Genomic DNA, 17,257 nt, shown 5'->3' with positions numbered 1-17,257 from the left:
ATATCATGATATTTGCCGCCACCTTGTGCGGGGTGTACGTTATACCTTGCCATTTTCCACCCCCAAAAATTTTAAAAGTTCGCTAACCCTGTAATACACTTTTCTAGCGTCCTCTAACGGTGGCTTGTATCGTCTTAGTCCCGCCTTTTCCCACCGTTGCAATGTCTTGTATTTTATATCCAGTTCGTCCATGGCTTGCTGGGCTGAAATTAACCCTGTCAAGCGTGGTTTGACCTTCTCACGCACTTCTAGATAGTTCTCCACAAGCTCCAAAACGCCATGAGTTAGCTCATATTCACTTTCTTTACTAAGACTAAACATTCTGATCAGCTCCCTTCAGCAGCTCTTTATAGCTTTCTAGATCAGCTTTAATAAGCACATCTAGACGCCTTCCCTCTGTGTCATACTGAGCCTTTAGTTCTCGGATACCTGCTAGGCGTTCGGTATTATTAGCAGGGATATAGTAGCCATTACTCGCTCCACGTTTGGCCACAATGGGAATACCATAGCGAACGATAAGCCGGAGAATATGATCTCGTAAGGCTCTCATCTCTAGCCCTAGCACATTGGCAATATCTCGCCCTGCGCGTGGCTCGTCCGCCCCTACTGGTATCAGTCTTAAAATTCTTTCTTCAAGTTCTGTCATGGCTGCCCTCCTTCCGGTATGTCTCGGCTAGAGCGTCATGTTCTGAAATAAGTTGTTTTAGAGCGTGGTTAGCTGTATGGAGTAAGGAAAAAGTTCTTTGCCCTTCCTCTGCACTAGCTAACTCTAAGACCTCTAGAATGTCCTTTAACTGTCCGCAAAGCCCTTCATAGTCTACTAGAATATCATTTGTTTTATTTATCATCCTCTACCCTCCATTGTTTCAAGCCATTTTTCCATCTTTTTGAGTTGCCGTTTGGTGATATATCCTCGGCGTCTGTAAGCAATAGCCCAGGAGTGAAATAGCTCAGCACATACGCCAGCCAGAAAGAACAGTAGTAGTGTTAAAATTGCGCCTAGTAGTTCGCTCATGCTAATAACCCTTATCCTTTCGCGCTTAGATAGGCTTTTAATTCTTCGGGATTGTCGCATTCCAGTAGCTGATATGCCACAGCATCTAGTTCCTGATGCATTACATCCATCTGGTCATATACTTGGCTTAGAAAGTTTTTTAGGCAGCTTAATAGAACAGCTTTGTCTGGCTCGCTGTTCATGGCTAGCATAAGACTGTTAGCATAGCCTTTTAGAGTGTCTACTCTCGTCATAATGTCGGTAGTGCGTTGGCCTTGTTCTTTGATTTGCTTAACTGTCAGAGCAACTATTTGATTTTGGTCTTGTTTTTTCATGGTATTTACCTCGCTTTTAATGTAATTACAATCTTTTGAAAGTTTTTCTTGTAGTCAGTCTCACGCTCAGAGTCGCCAAAGTTTGAGAGTGTGAGAAAGTACCAGTTTTAAGAGTTAGCGCTCTCCGTATGGTCAAAGTGTCCCAGATGTGCTATAATCTAGGTATAAATCTTTACTAAAACCCTTTTAATAACAGCTTGCCTGCTTGTTTATTATGTTTTAGTGATAGTGTGAAAGGCTTTGCTGATTGGTCTCGGTAAGCCTTTTTTGTTGCTCTCACGCGCCTTGTGGTGCGTTTTCTTTTGGTCTGAAGACCATAGACTTAATATCCTGATAGGTCATGCCTAGGTTAATCATAGCGATAGCCATATCTTCCAAGGCTTGGTATCTGACAAGCTCGGTACTAGTCAGGCTATCGATACCTGTTAGACCGCCACGCGCTGCCATCAGTTGCTTTTTATTCATGCCGCTAGTGCCTTTTAGCAAAAGATTTGTAATGGTGCTATGCGGGTGCTTTGGAGCTTCTTTCCAGCTTTCTATGCTGTCATGCAAAGTCTTACGCTTTGGCTTTTCTAAAGCACGCTGCAGCTTAAACTGAATTAGCTCATCCCGCATTTCAAAGAATGCTTTGACTAGAGCTTTCTTAAAAGCTCTAACGGGTTCGGTATTTTTTAGGTAAGTGATCAGCAAGGTTGCCTGTTGTTCGTTCAGGCGATAGATTTTCATTGGTCGTCCTCTGCCGTCTAATTTACGCATTTTAAATGCGATAATTCCATAGCTTTCAAAATCAGCTTTATGCTTTCTTAAAAGCTCTTGTATTGTGTGATGAGTAACCTCAGCACATTCAGCGATTATCTCGCTTGTGGTGTACGGCTCTTTCTTGCCGTCCATGTAAACTAATTCCATACTGCGCCTCCTTTCTTACTCGTAAACCTCTGATAGTTCTTTAAAAACAGCGTCAGGGATTGCTCGCATGGCTTTTTGTTGCAGTTCCATAGCTTTGTTACGATCGCTTGCTTTGGCGGTGCTTTTTTCGATAATTTCAGAAGTTGCGAGAACTTGCCGAAAAAGTAAGTCTAATTTGAGTCTATGCCCTTCTGTAATTTCTACTTGTTGGGCTTTTTTATTTCTCAAAAATTCAAAATCTATCAGCTCATCATCTTCTAACTTATAGTCAATAGCCTTTCGATACCGCCAACCCGAAAGCCGCTGCTTAATGTCTGCAAGCGTCCACGTCGGCAAAGCTTCAGCGATAAGATCCAAAGTGATAACTCCGTTATCTTCATAGAGCTTATAGAGTGTTTCTTGGGTAAATGGTTGTTTTGCCACTTCCTGCCTCCTTTCTATTCTTCTGGTGTAAGTAGTTCATCTATGGTGACGCCTAGATAATCGGCTACTCGTTGGAGAGTGTCAATAGTCGGACTTTTCGCCCGTTCATAGTACAAAGCTGTTAACGTGCTTTTTGATAGACCTGTCATTTTTGCAACATCAGAAACTTTCTCACGGCGCTTGGCTAATAATACGCGCATATTATTTTTCATGCTCTACCTCCTTTCGCTCTTTTTACCAGTGCAAGTCGGACGCCTCACCGTCAAAACAAATCACGTACCGATAAAATAAACCCCTAGAATAGACTTGAAAGGTATTAGGGGTATCGGACGTTTTTTGTCCTGATGGTTTTATTATACAGACATTTTGTGTCTATGTCAATGATTTTTTGCAAACAATCAGACTTTTTTTGTCTGCTCTATAAAATTGTGTTATAATCAATAGTGAAAGGTGTTGAAATTTATGAATAGACTAAAAGAGTTAAGACAAGAGAAAAAGGTATCACAAAAAGCAATAGCTGAAATGTTAGCCGTTAATGAAAAAACTGTTTCACGTTGGGAAAACGGCGAAAGCAATATCAAACCAGAAAAAGCCCAACAATTAGCCGACTATTTCGGGGTGTCTGTTGGGTATTTGTTGGGGTATAGTGATTTCAAAACACCCGAAGATTTTCTAGATAGCCGTGAAATAGTGCATCATGAAGAAGTGGGGGATATTATTGAACTAAAAGCCAACCCTATAGAACTTCTAACTTTTAATACTATCGGAGAAAAGCGGATTGACGATTTTTACAGTGCTCTCATCAACATAGCTAATATTGAAAATAAGAAGTTTGGACTAGGTGCCTACAGTTCAAAAGAAGAAGCTCATAGAGATATAAATCACTTAATCAACAATATTTCTAGTTTGCCTGAAGATTTTCGTGATTTGCTAGTATATTGGACTATGGGAACTAACATTCAAAGAAAAATCGTTATGGATTTAAGTAAGGAATTCGCTAACAGCAATAATAGTATAGACAACTAACCCACGCGCTTATATATTTTAAAACGTTAGCAAATGTTAACAATCAGAAAAACATGACCCCCTACAGTATGAAACGGCTAAAAGCCTTGCAAATAGCGAGTTCTTAAGATTTTAGAAGCTCTGAAAATTCACTATTTTTCATATTCTGCGCGTGATTTCTCGGCGTTCGCTCGGAGTTCAACGCCTACCAAATCTTCTGAATAACGAATACACTAAACCACAGAAAGGAAACCGCATGACCTACAAACAAGATTACCTGGATGATATTCTGGTTCGCATGGCCTACCATTCTAGCGGGATTGAGGGAAACACCATATCCCTTCCTGAAACGGTCAGCATCATCTTGGAAAGCACCTTGCCAGGGAAGCACAAGAGTATTAGAGAGTTCTACGAGATAGAGAACCACAAGCAGGCCTTTTCTTTTCTGCTGGATAGCTTGGTCAATCATGCCCCCTTGACTTTAGGTCTGGTGCAAGATTTCCACGCGCTATTGACAGACCGCCTACAGCACGATAGAGGGTGGTTAGAGCGTGTAAGTTCTATACATCGTCATTCTTCTATGCGCTGCGAGAGTGAAGCTAACCGCTTTATGGTGCGCCGTCTCATGGCTGAAGGATTCATAAAATGTGAAGCAACAGAATTTAATTGGCTTCAATTTTCCGAAAGACACAAATTTTCAACAACATGGGATGAAGATATGATTCAGGAAGAATTCAAGAAAATTGTGAGGATGTGAATATGGCAAAGTACGAGATTTTTTTACCAAGAACACTAGATAATGAGTATCCCAACCTAGTTGACCTATATCAGCAAATAGATAATCTCCTTCCGTATTTAGCAAAAGAAGATAAAGTTGTTTTCAACTTTGAAAATATCCGCTGGATAAATGCTGAAATGACTGTTTTTTTAGGGATGTTGTTCAGTGCTGTAACAGATAGAGGAGCTGATGTCTATGCCATTGTAGAAAACCTCTCTTTAAAATCAAAAGAAATACTTCTAAAAAATGGCTTTTTAAAGCATTTCGGCTTAAAATATGAATTAGCCGATACCTACGACACCACCATACCATTTTTTAGAGAAACGATAGAAAAAATTAACAAAATTGACGAATATATAGATGACAAGCTTTTAAGACAGATCCGAAACAAAACTTCTGAAGAGTTTTTAGGAGAGATAAAGGAAGCTCTGTTGGAAATTATCCACAACGTTCGAGACCACTCGCGCTCGGATGTCCTATATATGTGCGGACAGCACTATCCGCGAAAACCTAGAGGAAGTCAAAATGGTACTATATCTTTTGCTATATCAGACAATGGCATTGGAATGATAGAAAATATTAAAACCAAAGGACATTCCTTTTCTGAAACAGAGGGATACTTTGAATGGGCTTTTGCCAGAGGGACGTCAACCAAAGAAAGATATGACAGTGGTGTAGGATTGTATGAACTAAAGAAAAAACTCCGAGGAAAAGGGGAAATAAAAATAGTCTCCAATAACGGATATTATCACATTGATAAAACGGGTGATATTACTTTTTCAGAGTTCCCATTTAACGTCTCAGGGACGCTTGTTATTATCACCTTTTTCCTTGATGACTGTCAAAATCCTTCCCTTTCTGATACAATGGATTTATCAGGGCTACTACTAGAAGAATGGTTTTTATAAAGGAGTATACATGAAAACACTAAATATTGCTGAAATAATTAATAACAAATCAGCTATCCTATCTGAAACTGGCCAAATTGTTTTTCAGAAAATTAAAGAATATGTTGAGAAAGACGAGCCAGTTATACTAGATTTCACAGGCATAGAAACTTTAACCACAGCATTTCTAAATCTTGCTATCGGGCAACTTTATGATCTAAAACCAACAAACGAACTCACAAAGCTAGTGAAGATAAAACGGTCATCAGTTAGTGACTCTCATTTCCGAAAAATAGGTCTTGTTCTATCTAACAGTAAAGAAAAAAGGCAAGAGTTATCCGATTTGCAAGATGAGGTAATGCAGGATGGCTATTGAGAAAGATTTGAATACTTATACCTTGAATCAAGGTGAGACCTTTATCGTTGATACCAATGTCTGGATATATCTCTTCTCGCCATTTTCTACCAATAGCTTTGGTTATCAAAATTTCTTATCCGAAGGGCAAAATAAAAATTGCAAGCTCTTTACCAACTCACAAATCATTTCAGAATATATCAATGTCATTTGCAGAACCGCTTACGAGAACTACGTAAGAACTCGTAGATTGAATAAGAGTAATTTTAAGTTCAAACGTGATTATCAACAGACTACAGACTTCTCACACTATTATCAACTAGCTTGTGAAAGTGTAAAAAATGAAATCTTAAAGTACAGTGAAATTTTACCAATCAAACAATCACATATCAATAGCAGTCTAAATGACTATCACCAAATGAAAGACTACAATGACTTGCTTTATACAAAAATGTTAACAAGTGACATAAAAATTGTTAGTCATGACAGAGATTTTGGAAATCATCCTGAAGACATTATCTGGTTACACTATTAAAAAACTCACACTCGTCATGGCAAAACGTTGAGTGTGAGGAAAATACGTATAAGAAACAACCATTCAAAAGGTCGTTTTCTTGTACCTAATTTTACCAAGAAATGAGGTGAAACGCAATTTAGATAGAGAAATCAAAGAATTTAAAACTGTTGTAAAAAATTCCTGAATGTTAACAAATGTTAACAAAAATTCTTACGCAAAATATCTGGATGTTAGAGTGATAAGTAAAACGAGGATTGTAAAGCTCAATCTATATAAAAACAAATCAAGCACCTATCGGATGAATAGTCTCATACCCTCACAATCTCATTTCTTGACCTAGATTATTCACCCAAAATATGCCACGTTTTAAAACGCAATACAAGCCCGTTTAAGCGCGTGTTTTCTTTTCTGGTATATTTTGACCGTTCAACTCGTTAAAATCAAAAATAGAGGGGTTCTCGTAACTCCTAGCATGATATAAACCTAATTCAATCTAAAATCTTTTTAATAACAGCTTGCCTGCTGATGGAAAGGTATATCATGAAAATAACAGAAGTCAAAAAGAAAGACGGTAGCAACGTGTACCGCGCAAGTGTCTATCTGGGAGTGGATCAGGTAACAGGGAAGAAAGTAAAGACCAGTATCACTGGACGGACAAGAAAAGAGGTCAAGAGCAAAGCCCAGCACGCGCAGCTTGACTTTAAAGCGAACGGATCAACGGTTCATAAAACTGTGCGGGTGAAGAATTATCAAGAATTGGCTGAACTGTGGCTGGAAAGTTACCGGCTGACTGTCAAACCACAAACCTTCATAGCGACAGAAAGAATGGTGAATAGCCACTTAGTCCCAGTTTTTGGAAAGATGAAACTGGATAAGCTGGCCGCTAGTTATATCCAGAATTTCATCAATGACTTATCAAGTCGCTTGGTTCACTTTGGCGTGGTTCACTCGATAAACAGCCGTATCTTAAAATATGGCGTTTCACTGCAGCTCTTGCCATTCAACCCAGCGAGGGATATTATCCTGCCCAGGAAGCCAAAGCGTGAGAGTAAAGCAATCAAGTTTATCGCTCCGGAGGACTTGAAGTCTCTTTTAGGCTATATGGAGAAGCTGGCATTTAAAAAATACAGTCATTATTTTGATTATGTGCTGTATAGCCTACTACTTGCGACTGGTTGTCGCTTTGGTGAGGCAGTGGCTCTGGAGTGGTCTGATATCGACTTGGAGAATGCGACCATCAGCATATCAAAGAATTATAATAGGCTGGTGGATCTAGTAGGCCCGCCTAAAAGTAAAGCAGGAGTTAGAGTGATTAGTATTGACCGGAAAACAGTCAATATGCTTAAGCTGTACAAAAATAGGCAGCGGCAACTATTCGTAGAAGATGGGGCGCGTGCTCCGTCTGTAGTATTTGCTATCCCGACTAAGGAATATCAGAATATGGCCACAAGGCAAGATTCCCTGGATAGGCGTTGCAAAGAAATTGGAATCCCCCGCTTTACCTTCCACGCTTTCCGCCACACTCACGCTAGTTTATTGCTCAATGCTGGTATCAGCTATAAAGAATTACAATACCGGTTAGGCCATGCTACCTTGGCTATGACCATGGACATCTACAGTCACCTATCCAAAGACAAAGAAAAAGAGGCTGTTTCATACTACGAAAAAGCCATAAATGACCTGTAAGTCCACAAAAAGGTGAACAAATTTAAAAACCACCTCATTTCAGAGGTTCACAAACCTTATCAAATCAAGGTTTATAGACAATAAAGGAGAAAACCATGACATTTGAAGAAATTTTGCCAGGCCTTAAGGCCAAGAAAAAATATGTACGTACAGGATGGGGTGGAGCGGAAAACTACGTCCAGCTCTTTGACACGCTTGAGCAGAATGGGGTGGCTCTTGAAGTGACACCTTATTTCCTCATCAATGTCTCAGGCGAAGGGGAGGGCTTCTCCATGTGGAGTCCGACTCCTTGTGATGTATTGGCGACAGATTGGGTGGAAGTGAATGACTAAGACAGTACTGGTGACGGGAGTTAGCTCTGGCATTGGCCGAGCTCAGGCTCTAACCTTTTTGGAAAATGGCTACCGCGTTTATGGTGTAGATAAGGATAAAAATCCAGGCTTTCTCAATGAGCTGCGTTTTGTCCAGCTGGATTTGACAGGTGATCTGACACCGCTCTTCACTAGCTTGCCTGAGGTGGATATTCTCTGTAATACAGCCGGTATCTTGGACGATTATCGTCCCCTTCACGAGACCAGTGACGAGGACTGGGAGCAGATTTTTGCGCTCAATCTGACCGCGACCATGAAAATCACCCGCTTTTACCTGCAGAAAATGCTGGAGAAAAAGTCTGGTATCATCATTAACATGTGCTCGATTGCTAGCTTTCTGGCTGGCGGAGGCGGTGCTGCCTATACAGCCTCTAAGCATGCTCTGGCCGGCTTGACCAAGCAGATAGCTTTAGACTATGCGGATAAAAATATCCAAGTCTTTGGCTTGGCGCCAGGCGCTGTTAAGACAGCCATGACTGCCGCAGATTTTGAGCCAGACGGACTCGCTGACTGGGTGGCCGAAGAAACTCCTATCAAGCGCTGGCTGGATCCTCAGGAAGTAGCTGATGTCAGCCTCTTTCTAGCCAGTGGTAAGGCTGCAGCCATGCAGGGGGAAATTATCAAGATTGATGGTGGCTGGAGTTTGAAGTAGTTTTAATAGTATTTTCAAATACGAAAAAGAAATAAATAGGTTACACTCTACAGAGGCATTCAAATGTGACTTTATGCTCGTCTCATCCCTCCAAGTGTGCTGAGGATTCTAAGAGCAAAATTAGCATATTCTCATGCGAATTTACTTCCTTGAGAATAAAAAATATTTTCCCACATATGTGTAATTTGTATGCAAAAAGTTTGAGAATTTTGAGAGGAAAGCTGGGCGATATTTCATTAGAAATAGACATTTCAACTGTCTATTTCTTTTTTGATTTTAAAAAATCTCGTTTTAATGGTATAATAATGATAATATCTTAAAGAAAAGAGTTCATCTATGACAAATTATGCCGTTATTTTGGCTGCGGGTAAAGGTACTCGCATGAAATCAGATTTACCAAAAGTATTGCACAAGGTGGCAGGAATTTCCATGCTAGAGCACGTTTTCCGCAGTGTTAGTGCGATTGAGCCAGAGAAAACTGTTACCGTTATCGGACATAAGGCAGAGCTGGTCGAGCAAGTCTTGGCAGGTCAGACAGAGTTTGTCCGTCAGACTGAGCAGCTGGGAACTGGCCATGCGGTTATGATGGCCGAGCCTGTTTTAGAAGGCCTTGCTGGACAAACGCTGGTCATTGCTGGTGATACGCCCCTGATTACGGGAGAAAGCCTGGAAAATCTGATTGATTTTCATATCAACCACAAGAATGTTGCGACCATCTTGACTGCAGAGGCTGACAATCCCTTTGGTTACGGTCGAATTATCCGCAATCAGCATGGAGAAGTTGTCAAAATCGTTGAGCAAAAAGACGCTTCTGACTTTGAGCAGCAAATCAAGGAAATCAATACAGGGACTTACGTCTTCGACAATGCTCGCCTCTTTGAAGCTCTCAAAAATATCAATACCAATAATGCCCAAGGTGAATACTATATCACAGATGTGATCGGTATTTTCCGTGAAAATGGCGAAAAGGTCGGCGCTTATACGCTGAAAGACTTTGATGAGAGTCTAGGGGTTAATGACCGAGTGGCTCTGGCTACAGCTGAAGGTGTGATGCGCCGCCGGATTAATCAGCAACACATGGTCAATGGGGTCAGTTTTGTTAACCCAGATGCGGCTTATATCGATGTAGATGTGGAAATCGCGCCTGAGGTTAAAGTTGAAGCTAACGTGACCCTAAAAGGTCAGACCAAGATTGGGGCGGAGACTATCCTGACCAATGGCACTTATATTGTAGATTCAGAAATTGGTGAGCGAGCGGTCATTACAAACTCTATGATTGAGGAGTCTAGCTTGGCAGATGGGGTAACAGTCGGCCCTTACGCCCATATCCGTCCAGGATCCAGTCTAGCCAAGGATGTCCATGTTGGCAACTTTGTCGAAGTCAAGGGCTCTAGTATTGGTGAAAATACCAAGGCTGGTCATTTGACTTATATCGGTAATTCTCAGGTCGGTGCCCATGTTAACTTTGGCGCAGGTACGATTACGGTTAATTACGATGGTCAGAAGAAGTACAAGACAATCATTGGAGATAATGTCTTTGTCGGTTCCAACTCGACCATTATTGCCCCAGTTGAGCTGGGTGACAATTCATTAGTCGGTGCGGGTTCTACCATAACGCAGGACGTACCAGCAGATGCCATCGCTCTGGGACGCGGTCGTCAGATAAACAAAGAAGACTATGCTAAGCGTCTCCCTCATCACCCTCAAAATAAGTAGGTTTAGTTATGGAATTTGAAGAAAAAACCGTCCAACGCAAAGAAATTTATCGGGGACCGATTTTCCAAGTGGTCACGGATCAGGTTGAGCTGCCAGAGGGTAAAGGTCAAGCTCAGCGGGATTTGATTTTCCACAATGGTGCGGTGGCTGTGATTGCTATCACTCCGGAAAACAAAATGATTTTGGTCAAGCAGTACCGCAAGGCGATTGAAGCGACTTCTTATGAGATTCCGGCTGGAAAACTGGAAGTGGGAGAAAATGCAGATCCTCAGGCGGCCGCTCTGCGTGAGCTGGAGGAAGAAACAGGCTATACTGGTGACTTGGAATTGCTTTATGATTTTTATTCTGCTATTGGTTTTTGCAATGAAAAAATCAAGCTCTACAGCGCCAGCCATTTGACAAAAGTGGAAAATCCCCGTCCTCAGGATGAAGATGAAACCTTGGAAATCTTTGAAGTCAGTCTGGAAGAGGCTCAGCAGCTTCTTGCTAGTGGGGACATCTGTGATGCCAAGACTATCATGGCCCTTCAATATTGGCAGCAAGAAAAAAACTTGAAGAAATAGGAATGTAGAACAATGGGAAAACCCTTATTAACTGATGAAATGATTGAGCGTGCCAATCGAGGTGAAGACATTTCGGGGCCGCCTATGATGGATGATGAGGAAACAAAGGTGATTTCCACCGCCGGGAGAGGTGTTTTTGGTTACTCTGCCCCGCGCAGAAATGTAACTCAAGACACCCTGAAGATTGAGGTGGAACCGACAGTAACAAAAAGCCGTCGGATTGAAAATCAAAAGCGCAGCATTTTCCAAGCTAAATTAAATAGAATTCTCTTTTGGATTGTGATTCTTTTGGTTGTATTAATCGCAGCAATTATTTGGCTATAATAAAGCGAGAAGCTGGGCTTCTTCGCTTTTTTAATGTGAATGGAGGAAATGAGTAATCATGAAAATTGGAATTATCGCAGCCATGCCCGAAGAGCTGAAGATTCTGCTGGAGCATTTGGAGAATCCAGAGAAACACCTGCGTTTGGGTCATGTCTATCATACGGGCTCCATCGGCCGTCATGAGGTGGTCCTGGTCGAAAGCGGAATTGGCAAGGTCATGTCCGCTATGAGTGTGGCAGTTTTGGTCAATGACTTCAAGGTCACAGCTGTGATTAATACAGGCTCAGCAGGAGCAGTGGCAGAAGGGCTGGCTATCGGCGACGTGGTAGTCGCAGATCGTCTGGTCTATCATGATGTGGACGTGACGGCCTTTGGCTATGACTACGGTCAGATGGCACGGCAGCCGCTCTATTTTGAAGCTAGCCGCTATCTAGTTTCTGAAATGAAAAAAATTTTGGGAAAGACCCATCAGACTGCAAGAGTAGGATTGATTGCGACAGGAGATAGTTTTGTTGCTGGTCAGGATAAGATTGACCGTATCAAGGAGCATTTCCCAGATGTCTTAGCTGTGGAGATGGAAGGCGCAGCTATTGCGCAAGCGACGCATTCAATTGGCCTGCCTTTTATGGTTATTCGGGCCATGAGTGACACAGCTAGCCATGATGCCAATGTCACTTTTGATGAATTTATTCTTGAAGCTGGTAAACGCTCTGCAGAAACTCTGATTCAATTTCTGAAAGAGTTGGTTTAAAGGAGGAAATGTCATGAATCAAGAGTCTTATTTCGATGGCGGTCTCTTTTCTTACATTGGTCATGTGATTTTAGCTGCCTTGATTACTGTTTTGACACTAGGAATCTGTGCACCTTGGGGCATGTGTATCTTATATAGTTGGAAGATAAAACATACGGTCATTGATGGGCGCCGTCTCTATTTTGACGGTACCGCCATGCAGCTTTTTGGAAATTGGATCAAGTGGTGGCTTCTAACCATTGTTACCTTTGGTATTTATGGCTTTTGGCTTAAAATCAAACTGACCCAGTGGATTACCAAACACACTCATCATTTGAATTAGGTTAAACCAAGCGAGACTTAAGTGGCTCGCTTTTCCTTTTCTTCTGTCTTGCCAAAAAATCCCTTTTGATGGTATAATCAAGGAACTGTAATCAATGATAGAGGAGAAAAAATGAGTATCTTAGAAGTAAAAAATCTCAGCCACGGTTTCGGAGACCGGGCTATTTTTGAGGATGTATCCTTCCGCCTGCTCAAGGGTGAGCATATCGGCCTAGTCGGCGCCAATGGCGAGGGAAAGTCAACCTTCATGAGCATTGTGACTGGTAAAATGCTGCCGGACGAAGGCAAGGTTGAGTGGTCTAAGTATGTGACAGCTGGTTACTTAGATCAGCATGCTGTGTTGAAAGAAGGTCAATCTGTACGTGATGTGTTGCGGACGGCTTTTGATGAGCTTTTCAAGACTGAGTCTCGAATCAATGAGATATATCTAGCTATGGCAGAAGACGGAGCAGATGTTGATGCTCTTATGGAGGAAGTGGGCGAGCTGCAGGATCGCTTGGAGAGTCGGGATTTCTATACTCTGGATGCCAAGATTGATGAAGTCGCACGGGCGCTGGGCGTCATGGACTACGGTATGGAAAGTGATGTGACGGAGCTATCTGGTGGCCAGCGGACCAAGGTTCTCTTGGCCAAGCTTCTTCTGGAAAAACCGGATATTCTGCTCTTGGACGAACCGACCAACTATCTGGATGCTGAGCATATTGACTGGCTCAAGCGTTACCTACAGAACTATGAAAATGCCTTTGTTCTAATCTCTCACGATATTCCTTTCTTGAATGACGTGATCAATATCGTCTACCATGTGGAAAATCAGCAGTTGACCCGCTATTCTGGGGATTATTATCAATTCTTAGAAGTCTACGAGATGAAAAAATCTCAGCTGGAAGCAGCTTATGAGCGTCAGCAGAAGGAAATTGCAGACCTCAAGGACTTTGTAGCTCGCAATAAAGCCCGTGTGGCGACCCGTAATATGGCCATGTCCCGCCAGAAAAAGCTGGATAAGATGGACATTATTGAGCTGCAAAGTGAGAAACCAAAGCTATCTTTTGATTTCAAACCTGCCCGCACACCAGGGCGCTTTATTTTCCAAGCCAAGGACTTGCAGATTGGGTATGACTGTCCACTGACCCAGCCTCTTAATCTGACCTTTGAGCGCAATCAGAAAGTGGCCATCATCGGGGCAAATGGGATTGGGAAAACAACTCTTTTGAAGAGTCTCTTGGGGATTATACCACCAATCGCTGGGGAAGTTGAGCGTGGGGACTATCTGGAGCTGGGTTATTTCGAGCAGGAAGTCGAAGGTGGTAATCGTCAGACACCGCTAGAAGCAGTCTGGAATGCCTTTCCGGCCCTCAATCAGGCCGAAGTCCGAGCAGCTCTAGCTAGATGTGGTTTGACTTCCAAGCATATCGAAAGCCAGATTCAGGTTCTCTCAGGTGGGGAGCAGGCCAAGGTTCGCCTTTGTCTCCTCATGAACCGAGAAAATAATGTTCTGGTGCTGGACGAGCCGACCAACCACCTGGATGTAGATGCCAAGGAAGAGCTCAAGCGCGCTCTGAAAGAGTACAAGGGCAGCATTCTCATGGTCTGTCACGAGCCTGATTTCTATGAAGGCTGGATGGACCAAATCTGGGATTTCAATCAGCTGACTTGACGAATGAAGTAAAAAAGAAAAGAGACGATTCACTACGAATCATCTCTTTTTGTTGTTAATAATTCAAAAACTGTTGATTTCCTGCTTTTCGATTTGTTTACCATATTGGCAGACCGAGCAGGCGAGGTAGATTTTTTTGCCATAAGGAAAGATTGGAATCCAGTAAAGTGTAAACTTTCAGCTAGTTTCAACAATGTCGCAAGGTGCAGCATTGTTACAGTTTGTGCACTCAATTTTGCTTTGAGTCTAGCCCAAGTTTTTCTGATAACCTTTATATCCCCAGACAATCATCTTGATTTCCCTTCTTTATCCGTTGAGCAGCAAGCTTATTTGCTAAAGTCATAGTCCTTGATAATCTCGATTTTTTCAATCTTGATGTCGTCTTTGGGCTTGTCGCTGCTGTCTGTTTCTGCAGCAGCAATTTTATCTACCACATCCATTCCTTCAATCACTTGACCAAAGACAGTATAGCCACCGTCAAGACTAGGATTTCCACCGTTTTTGTAAGCTTCAATGATTTTAGCTGGGAAGGTATCGGTCGGTAATTGGTTGGATAAATCTTTCTTACTTTGGTTGATGAAAAATTGACTGCCGTTCGTGTCTTTTCCGGCATTGGCCATGGCTAATGCGCCTCGCAAGTTGTAGAGGTAAGGAGAATATTCGTTCTTAAAGCCGTTTCCTGAATCAATGGCAGTATCCTTTCCTTTCCAAATAGATTCGCCGCCCGTGCCATTTCCTTTTGGATCACCTGCCTGAATCATGAAATCATTGATAACGCGGTGAAAAATGATGCCATTATAATAACCTTCCTTAGCATGTGTCAGAAAATTTTCGACAGCTAAAGGAGCGTATGTTGGAAAAAGCTTGAGACGAATGTCTCCTTGAGTAGTAGTGATTTTGACCTCGGCTTCGTCTTCGGCAACTTCTGTAGATAGCTGTGGGAAGTTGGCATTTTCGTTGGTCATAGCATCCTTGTATTGCTCGCGGAGCTTCTGAGTCTCAGCATCTTCAGAGCTGGTATTGGTAGCAGAAGACTGATTAGTAGCGCTGGAAGACTGGGTATTGGATTCTTGTTTGGCAGAACAGCCTGCCAGAGTAAGAGCGGATAAAAGACTGAAAAGAATAATTTTTTTCATAAGGAACCTTTCTGAGCATAAGTTTATAAACTATTGATATTTTACTATAAGTGGTTTAGTTTTTCAAACTTTCCTGTGTCAGAAATTCCAAGAGCAGGGATTTGAGACTTTCTGGGCGCAGATTATGGCTGTCAATATCTCGCAAGCTGACCCATTCAGGCTGGTAAATGTTTTGACGACTACTGCGCTGGACTTCTTCGCCCTGCATCAGAGGAGTGTCAGCTGTGCTTAGATCGGTATAAAAATAATGCTCCTCTCTGCCCTGATTGTTAAGGGAAAAAGCTGTGAGCAGCTGGTCGGCAGAAAAGGTAAGATTGACTTCTTCTTTAATCTCTCGCAGAGCGGCTTCTAAAGGTCTTTCTTCAGGCTCGATAGTTCCACCGGGAATCACAAAATACTCTTGTCCATCCTTCCAACGGTGAATCAGTAAAATCTTGTCCAACAAAGGATTGTAGATAATGATACCTGCTCGCATACTTTTCTCCTTTTCAATGGTTTTCTCTTAACTTTAGTCTAGCAAAAATAGCCAAGAATTGCGAATCTGAACCTATGAAAACATTTTCTTGAAATTCTGCTTACGAAAAAAATATTTATGTTAGAATGAATTTTCTTAAACAAGAAATGGAGTGCTTATGCCTAGAAATTTTAAGGATGCCATGTTTTTCACGCTGTTCATGTGTAGTCTGATGGTCTTGGGGATGTCTGTTTGGAATCTCTATTTACTGGAACATTTCTCTTTGGAAAATTTAGCCGCTGGCTTTTTACCTGATTTTACAACTGCTTTTTTATTAGATGTTCTTTTAGTGGGACCTTTGGTCAAAGGCCTGGCCTTTCGCTTTTTGAAAGATTATCATAAGCGCTGGCAAAAGATTGCGGTCATATCTGGGGGCATGGTGCTAGCAATGGTATCATTGATGTCTGTTTATGGGCTGCTTTTTAATAGAGTACCTTTGTCAATGGAAAGCTATTTGGGAGCTTGGGGAACAAATTTTGTAATGCCTTTTCCGCTCAACTTTCTGCTGGTTGGTCCCTTTTCTCGTTTTATACTAGGGAATATCCAAAAACCTTTCCTATGTGAGGAAAAGCTCGAAGACTTTGAAGACGACGATGAACTTCCGACGATTATTTGAGGGAAATTGTGGTAAAATAATATTAGAATCATTTGTTTAGTCTGGTAAAGATTTGTAGTCCGTTTGAAGGAGGCTTGATTATGGCAAGACGATTAACAAGAAATGCCAATGATAAAATCATTGCTGGGGTGTGCTCCGGCTTAGCTCGTTATTTTAATATAGATCCAGTTATCATCCGTGTCATCTGGGGAGTTTCTTTTTTCGCTTATGGGATTGGACTTCTTCCCTACCTCATTTTCTGGTTGATTCTGCCAGAAGAATAAGGCCAAAGCCAGTTGCAAAATGCGGCTGCTTTTCTTTTAAATAAATAGATTTCCCCAAAATGAAATTAAGGACACTTAACTGTTGACAGTCCTTCTAAATAGGAGTATAGTAAGAGTGTAAATCGGTAGGTGAGGCTACCATAAGGATACGGATGACTACCGCAAAGCAGTGGAGACACTACTCGTTGGTCAACAGTCCTGATCGCCAAGGTCAAGACTAAGTTCATTACATCGCCTTATGGAGTTAAAGCTTGAACGGTCAAAACTTGCTTTATCTGTATTTAAAACAATGAAGCGAATAACCTGACATGCAACCAACCCTGCCGAGAAATTGGCAGGGTCTTCTTTTTTGCTGAAAGTAGGTTAAGTATGTAAATGATGGATTCCCTGCAAATCAAGAATAAAAGAAAGGAGCAGCACGATGCAAATTGACGATTATCCGGAACCGCACATACACAGCCAATCGCTGATTTGTGTCGTTCTGTCCTTA

Annotated in this window: 23 protein-coding genes, 2 pseudogenes and 1 riboswitch; of the genes and pseudogenes, 16 read left to right on the top strand and 9 right to left on the bottom strand. The window is 41.9% G+C overall.

Annotated elements, in window-relative coordinates:
* Positions 1-39 precede the first annotated feature (39 nt).
* The 6 genes from STRDD04_RS02010 to STRDD04_RS01980 form a co-directional block, all read right to left on the bottom strand.
* Positions 40-321, bottom strand: coding sequence for a hypothetical protein (locus tag STRDD04_RS02010; protein WP_062198905.1), 282 nt, complete (start codon positions 319-321; stop codon positions 40-42).
* Positions 314-646, bottom strand: a complete 333-nt coding sequence (locus tag STRDD04_RS02005; protein WP_062198903.1) for a hypothetical protein — start codon at positions 644-646, stop codon at positions 314-316. The genes STRDD04_RS02010 and STRDD04_RS02005 overlap by 8 nt, the downstream gene beginning before the upstream one ends.
* 380 nt (positions 647-1,026) lie before the next feature.
* Entirely contained in the window at positions 1,027-1,329 is a 303-nt protein-coding gene (locus tag STRDD04_RS01995; RefSeq protein WP_062198900.1) for a hypothetical protein, read from the bottom strand.
* A 276-nt stretch (positions 1,330-1,605) separates the two neighbouring features.
* On the bottom strand, positions 1,606-2,235 hold the full coding sequence (locus tag STRDD04_RS01990; RefSeq protein ID WP_062198898.1) for a Rha family transcriptional regulator: 630 nt from the start codon (positions 2,233-2,235) through the stop codon (positions 1,606-1,608).
* Between the two features lie 15 nt (positions 2,236-2,250).
* A complete protein-coding gene (locus STRDD04_RS01985; RefSeq protein ID WP_062198896.1) occupies positions 2,251-2,658 on the bottom strand; it encodes a hypothetical protein in 408 nt (135 codons plus the stop codon).
* A 14-nt stretch (positions 2,659-2,672) separates the two neighbouring features.
* The gene (locus tag STRDD04_RS01980) at positions 2,673-2,870 is read right to left on the bottom strand and encodes a helix-turn-helix domain-containing protein (protein ID WP_062198894.1); all 198 of its coding nucleotides are present in this window, start codon (positions 2,868-2,870) and stop codon (positions 2,673-2,675) included.
* Between the two features lie 250 nt (positions 2,871-3,120).
* On the opposite strand from STRDD04_RS01980, the gene STRDD04_RS01975 reads away from it, so the two are divergent.
* The 14 genes and pseudogenes from STRDD04_RS01975 (at position 3,121) to STRDD04_RS01910 (ending at position 14,238) form a co-directional block, all read left to right on the top strand.
* Positions 3,121-3,684 carry a helix-turn-helix domain-containing protein gene (locus STRDD04_RS01975; RefSeq protein WP_062198892.1) on the top strand — a complete coding sequence of 188 codons (564 nt, stop codon included), beginning with the start codon at positions 3,121-3,123 and terminating at the stop codon, positions 3,682-3,684.
* Between the two features lie 235 nt (positions 3,685-3,919).
* Positions 3,920-4,225, top strand: a pseudogene (locus STRDD04_RS01970) (Fic family protein); the annotation flags it as partial.
* A 197-nt stretch (positions 4,226-4,422) separates the two neighbouring features.
* Positions 4,423-5,349, top strand: coding sequence for a hypothetical protein (locus STRDD04_RS01965; RefSeq protein WP_062198890.1), 927 nt, complete (start codon positions 4,423-4,425; stop codon positions 5,347-5,349).
* 10 nt (positions 5,350-5,359) lie between these two features.
* Complete coding sequence (locus STRDD04_RS01960) at positions 5,360-5,704, top strand: STAS-like domain-containing protein (protein WP_062198888.1); 345 nt, start codon at positions 5,360-5,362, stop codon at positions 5,702-5,704.
* Positions 5,694-6,218 (top strand): type II toxin-antitoxin system VapC family toxin, encoded by a 525-nt coding sequence (locus STRDD04_RS01955; RefSeq protein WP_062198886.1) that lies wholly within the window; start codon positions 5,694-5,696, stop codon positions 6,216-6,218. Before STRDD04_RS01960 ends, STRDD04_RS01955 begins: the two co-directional genes overlap by 11 nt.
* 522 nt (positions 6,219-6,740) lie before the next feature.
* Complete coding sequence (locus STRDD04_RS01950; RefSeq protein ID WP_062198884.1) at positions 6,741-7,886, top strand: tyrosine-type recombinase/integrase; 1,146 nt, start codon at positions 6,741-6,743, stop codon at positions 7,884-7,886.
* A gap of 95 nt (positions 7,887-7,981) precedes the next feature.
* Complete coding sequence (locus STRDD04_RS01945; RefSeq protein WP_062198882.1) at positions 7,982-8,218, top strand: DUF2829 domain-containing protein; 237 nt, start codon at positions 7,982-7,984, stop codon at positions 8,216-8,218.
* Positions 8,211-8,909 carry a 3-oxoacyl-ACP reductase gene (locus STRDD04_RS01940; RefSeq protein WP_062198880.1) on the top strand — a complete coding sequence of 233 codons (699 nt, stop codon included), beginning with the start codon at positions 8,211-8,213 and terminating at the stop codon, positions 8,907-8,909. Before STRDD04_RS01945 ends, STRDD04_RS01940 begins: the two co-directional genes overlap by 8 nt.
* A gap of 336 nt (positions 8,910-9,245) precedes the next feature.
* Entirely contained in the window at positions 9,246-10,625 is a 1,380-nt protein-coding gene (gene glmU / locus STRDD04_RS01935) for a bifunctional UDP-N-acetylglucosamine diphosphorylase/glucosamine-1-phosphate N-acetyltransferase GlmU (RefSeq protein ID WP_062198878.1), read from the top strand.
* A gap of 8 nt (positions 10,626-10,633) precedes the next feature.
* Positions 10,634-11,188, top strand: coding sequence for an NUDIX hydrolase (locus STRDD04_RS01930; RefSeq protein WP_062198875.1), 555 nt, complete (start codon positions 10,634-10,636; stop codon positions 11,186-11,188).
* 12 nt (positions 11,189-11,200) lie between these two features.
* On the top strand, positions 11,201-11,512 hold the full coding sequence (gene macP, locus STRDD04_RS01925; RefSeq protein WP_062198873.1) for a cell wall synthase accessory phosphoprotein MacP: 312 nt from the start codon (positions 11,201-11,203) through the stop codon (positions 11,510-11,512).
* 58 nt (positions 11,513-11,570) lie between these two features.
* Positions 11,571-12,263 (top strand): 5'-methylthioadenosine/adenosylhomocysteine nucleosidase, encoded by a 693-nt coding sequence (locus tag STRDD04_RS01920; RefSeq protein ID WP_062198871.1) that lies wholly within the window; start codon positions 11,571-11,573, stop codon positions 12,261-12,263.
* 13 nt (positions 12,264-12,276) lie between these two features.
* Entirely contained in the window at positions 12,277-12,585 is a 309-nt protein-coding gene (locus STRDD04_RS01915) for a DUF898 family protein (protein ID WP_062198869.1), read from the top strand.
* A 111-nt stretch (positions 12,586-12,696) separates the two neighbouring features.
* Positions 12,697-14,238, top strand: a complete 1,542-nt coding sequence (locus STRDD04_RS01910; protein WP_062198867.1) for an ABC-F family ATP-binding cassette domain-containing protein — start codon at positions 12,697-12,699, stop codon at positions 14,236-14,238.
* A gap of 55 nt (positions 14,239-14,293) precedes the next feature.
* Here STRDD04_RS01910 and STRDD04_RS11325 read toward each other — a convergent pair.
* The 3 genes and pseudogenes from STRDD04_RS11325 to STRDD04_RS01895 form a co-directional block, all read right to left on the bottom strand.
* Positions 14,294-14,472, bottom strand: a pseudogene (locus tag STRDD04_RS11325) (zinc-ribbon domain-containing protein).
* A 92-nt stretch (positions 14,473-14,564) separates the two neighbouring features.
* The gene (locus STRDD04_RS01900; RefSeq protein WP_062198862.1) at positions 14,565-15,374 is read right to left on the bottom strand and encodes a peptidylprolyl isomerase; all 810 of its coding nucleotides are present in this window, start codon (positions 15,372-15,374) and stop codon (positions 14,565-14,567) included.
* Between the two features lie 55 nt (positions 15,375-15,429).
* A complete protein-coding gene (locus STRDD04_RS01895) occupies positions 15,430-15,849 on the bottom strand; it encodes an NUDIX hydrolase (RefSeq protein WP_062198860.1) in 420 nt (139 codons plus the stop codon).
* 439 nt (positions 15,850-16,288) lie between these two features.
* Between STRDD04_RS01895 and STRDD04_RS11625 the strand changes: the two genes are divergently transcribed.
* Together STRDD04_RS11625 and STRDD04_RS01885 are read left to right on the top strand one after the other, a co-directional pair.
* Positions 16,289-16,504 carry a DUF2798 domain-containing protein gene (locus STRDD04_RS11625; RefSeq protein ID WP_197460068.1) on the top strand — a complete coding sequence of 72 codons (216 nt, stop codon included), beginning with the start codon at positions 16,289-16,291 and terminating at the stop codon, positions 16,502-16,504.
* A gap of 80 nt (positions 16,505-16,584) precedes the next feature.
* Positions 16,585-16,767 (top strand): PspC domain-containing protein, encoded by a 183-nt coding sequence (locus STRDD04_RS01885; protein ID WP_062198856.1) that lies wholly within the window; start codon positions 16,585-16,587, stop codon positions 16,765-16,767.
* Between the two features lie 114 nt (positions 16,768-16,881).
* Positions 16,882-17,034: riboswitch (M-box (ykoK) riboswitch) on the top strand.
* Positions 17,035-17,257: the final 223 nt, after the last annotated feature.

The organism is Streptococcus sp. DD04, from assembly GCF_001578725.1.
Classification (GTDB): Bacteria; Bacillota; Bacilli; order Lactobacillales; family Streptococcaceae; genus Streptococcus; species Streptococcus sinensis.
The sequence above is the reverse complement of the archived record's forward strand: the minus strand, read 5'-3'. Positions and strand labels throughout refer to the sequence as shown.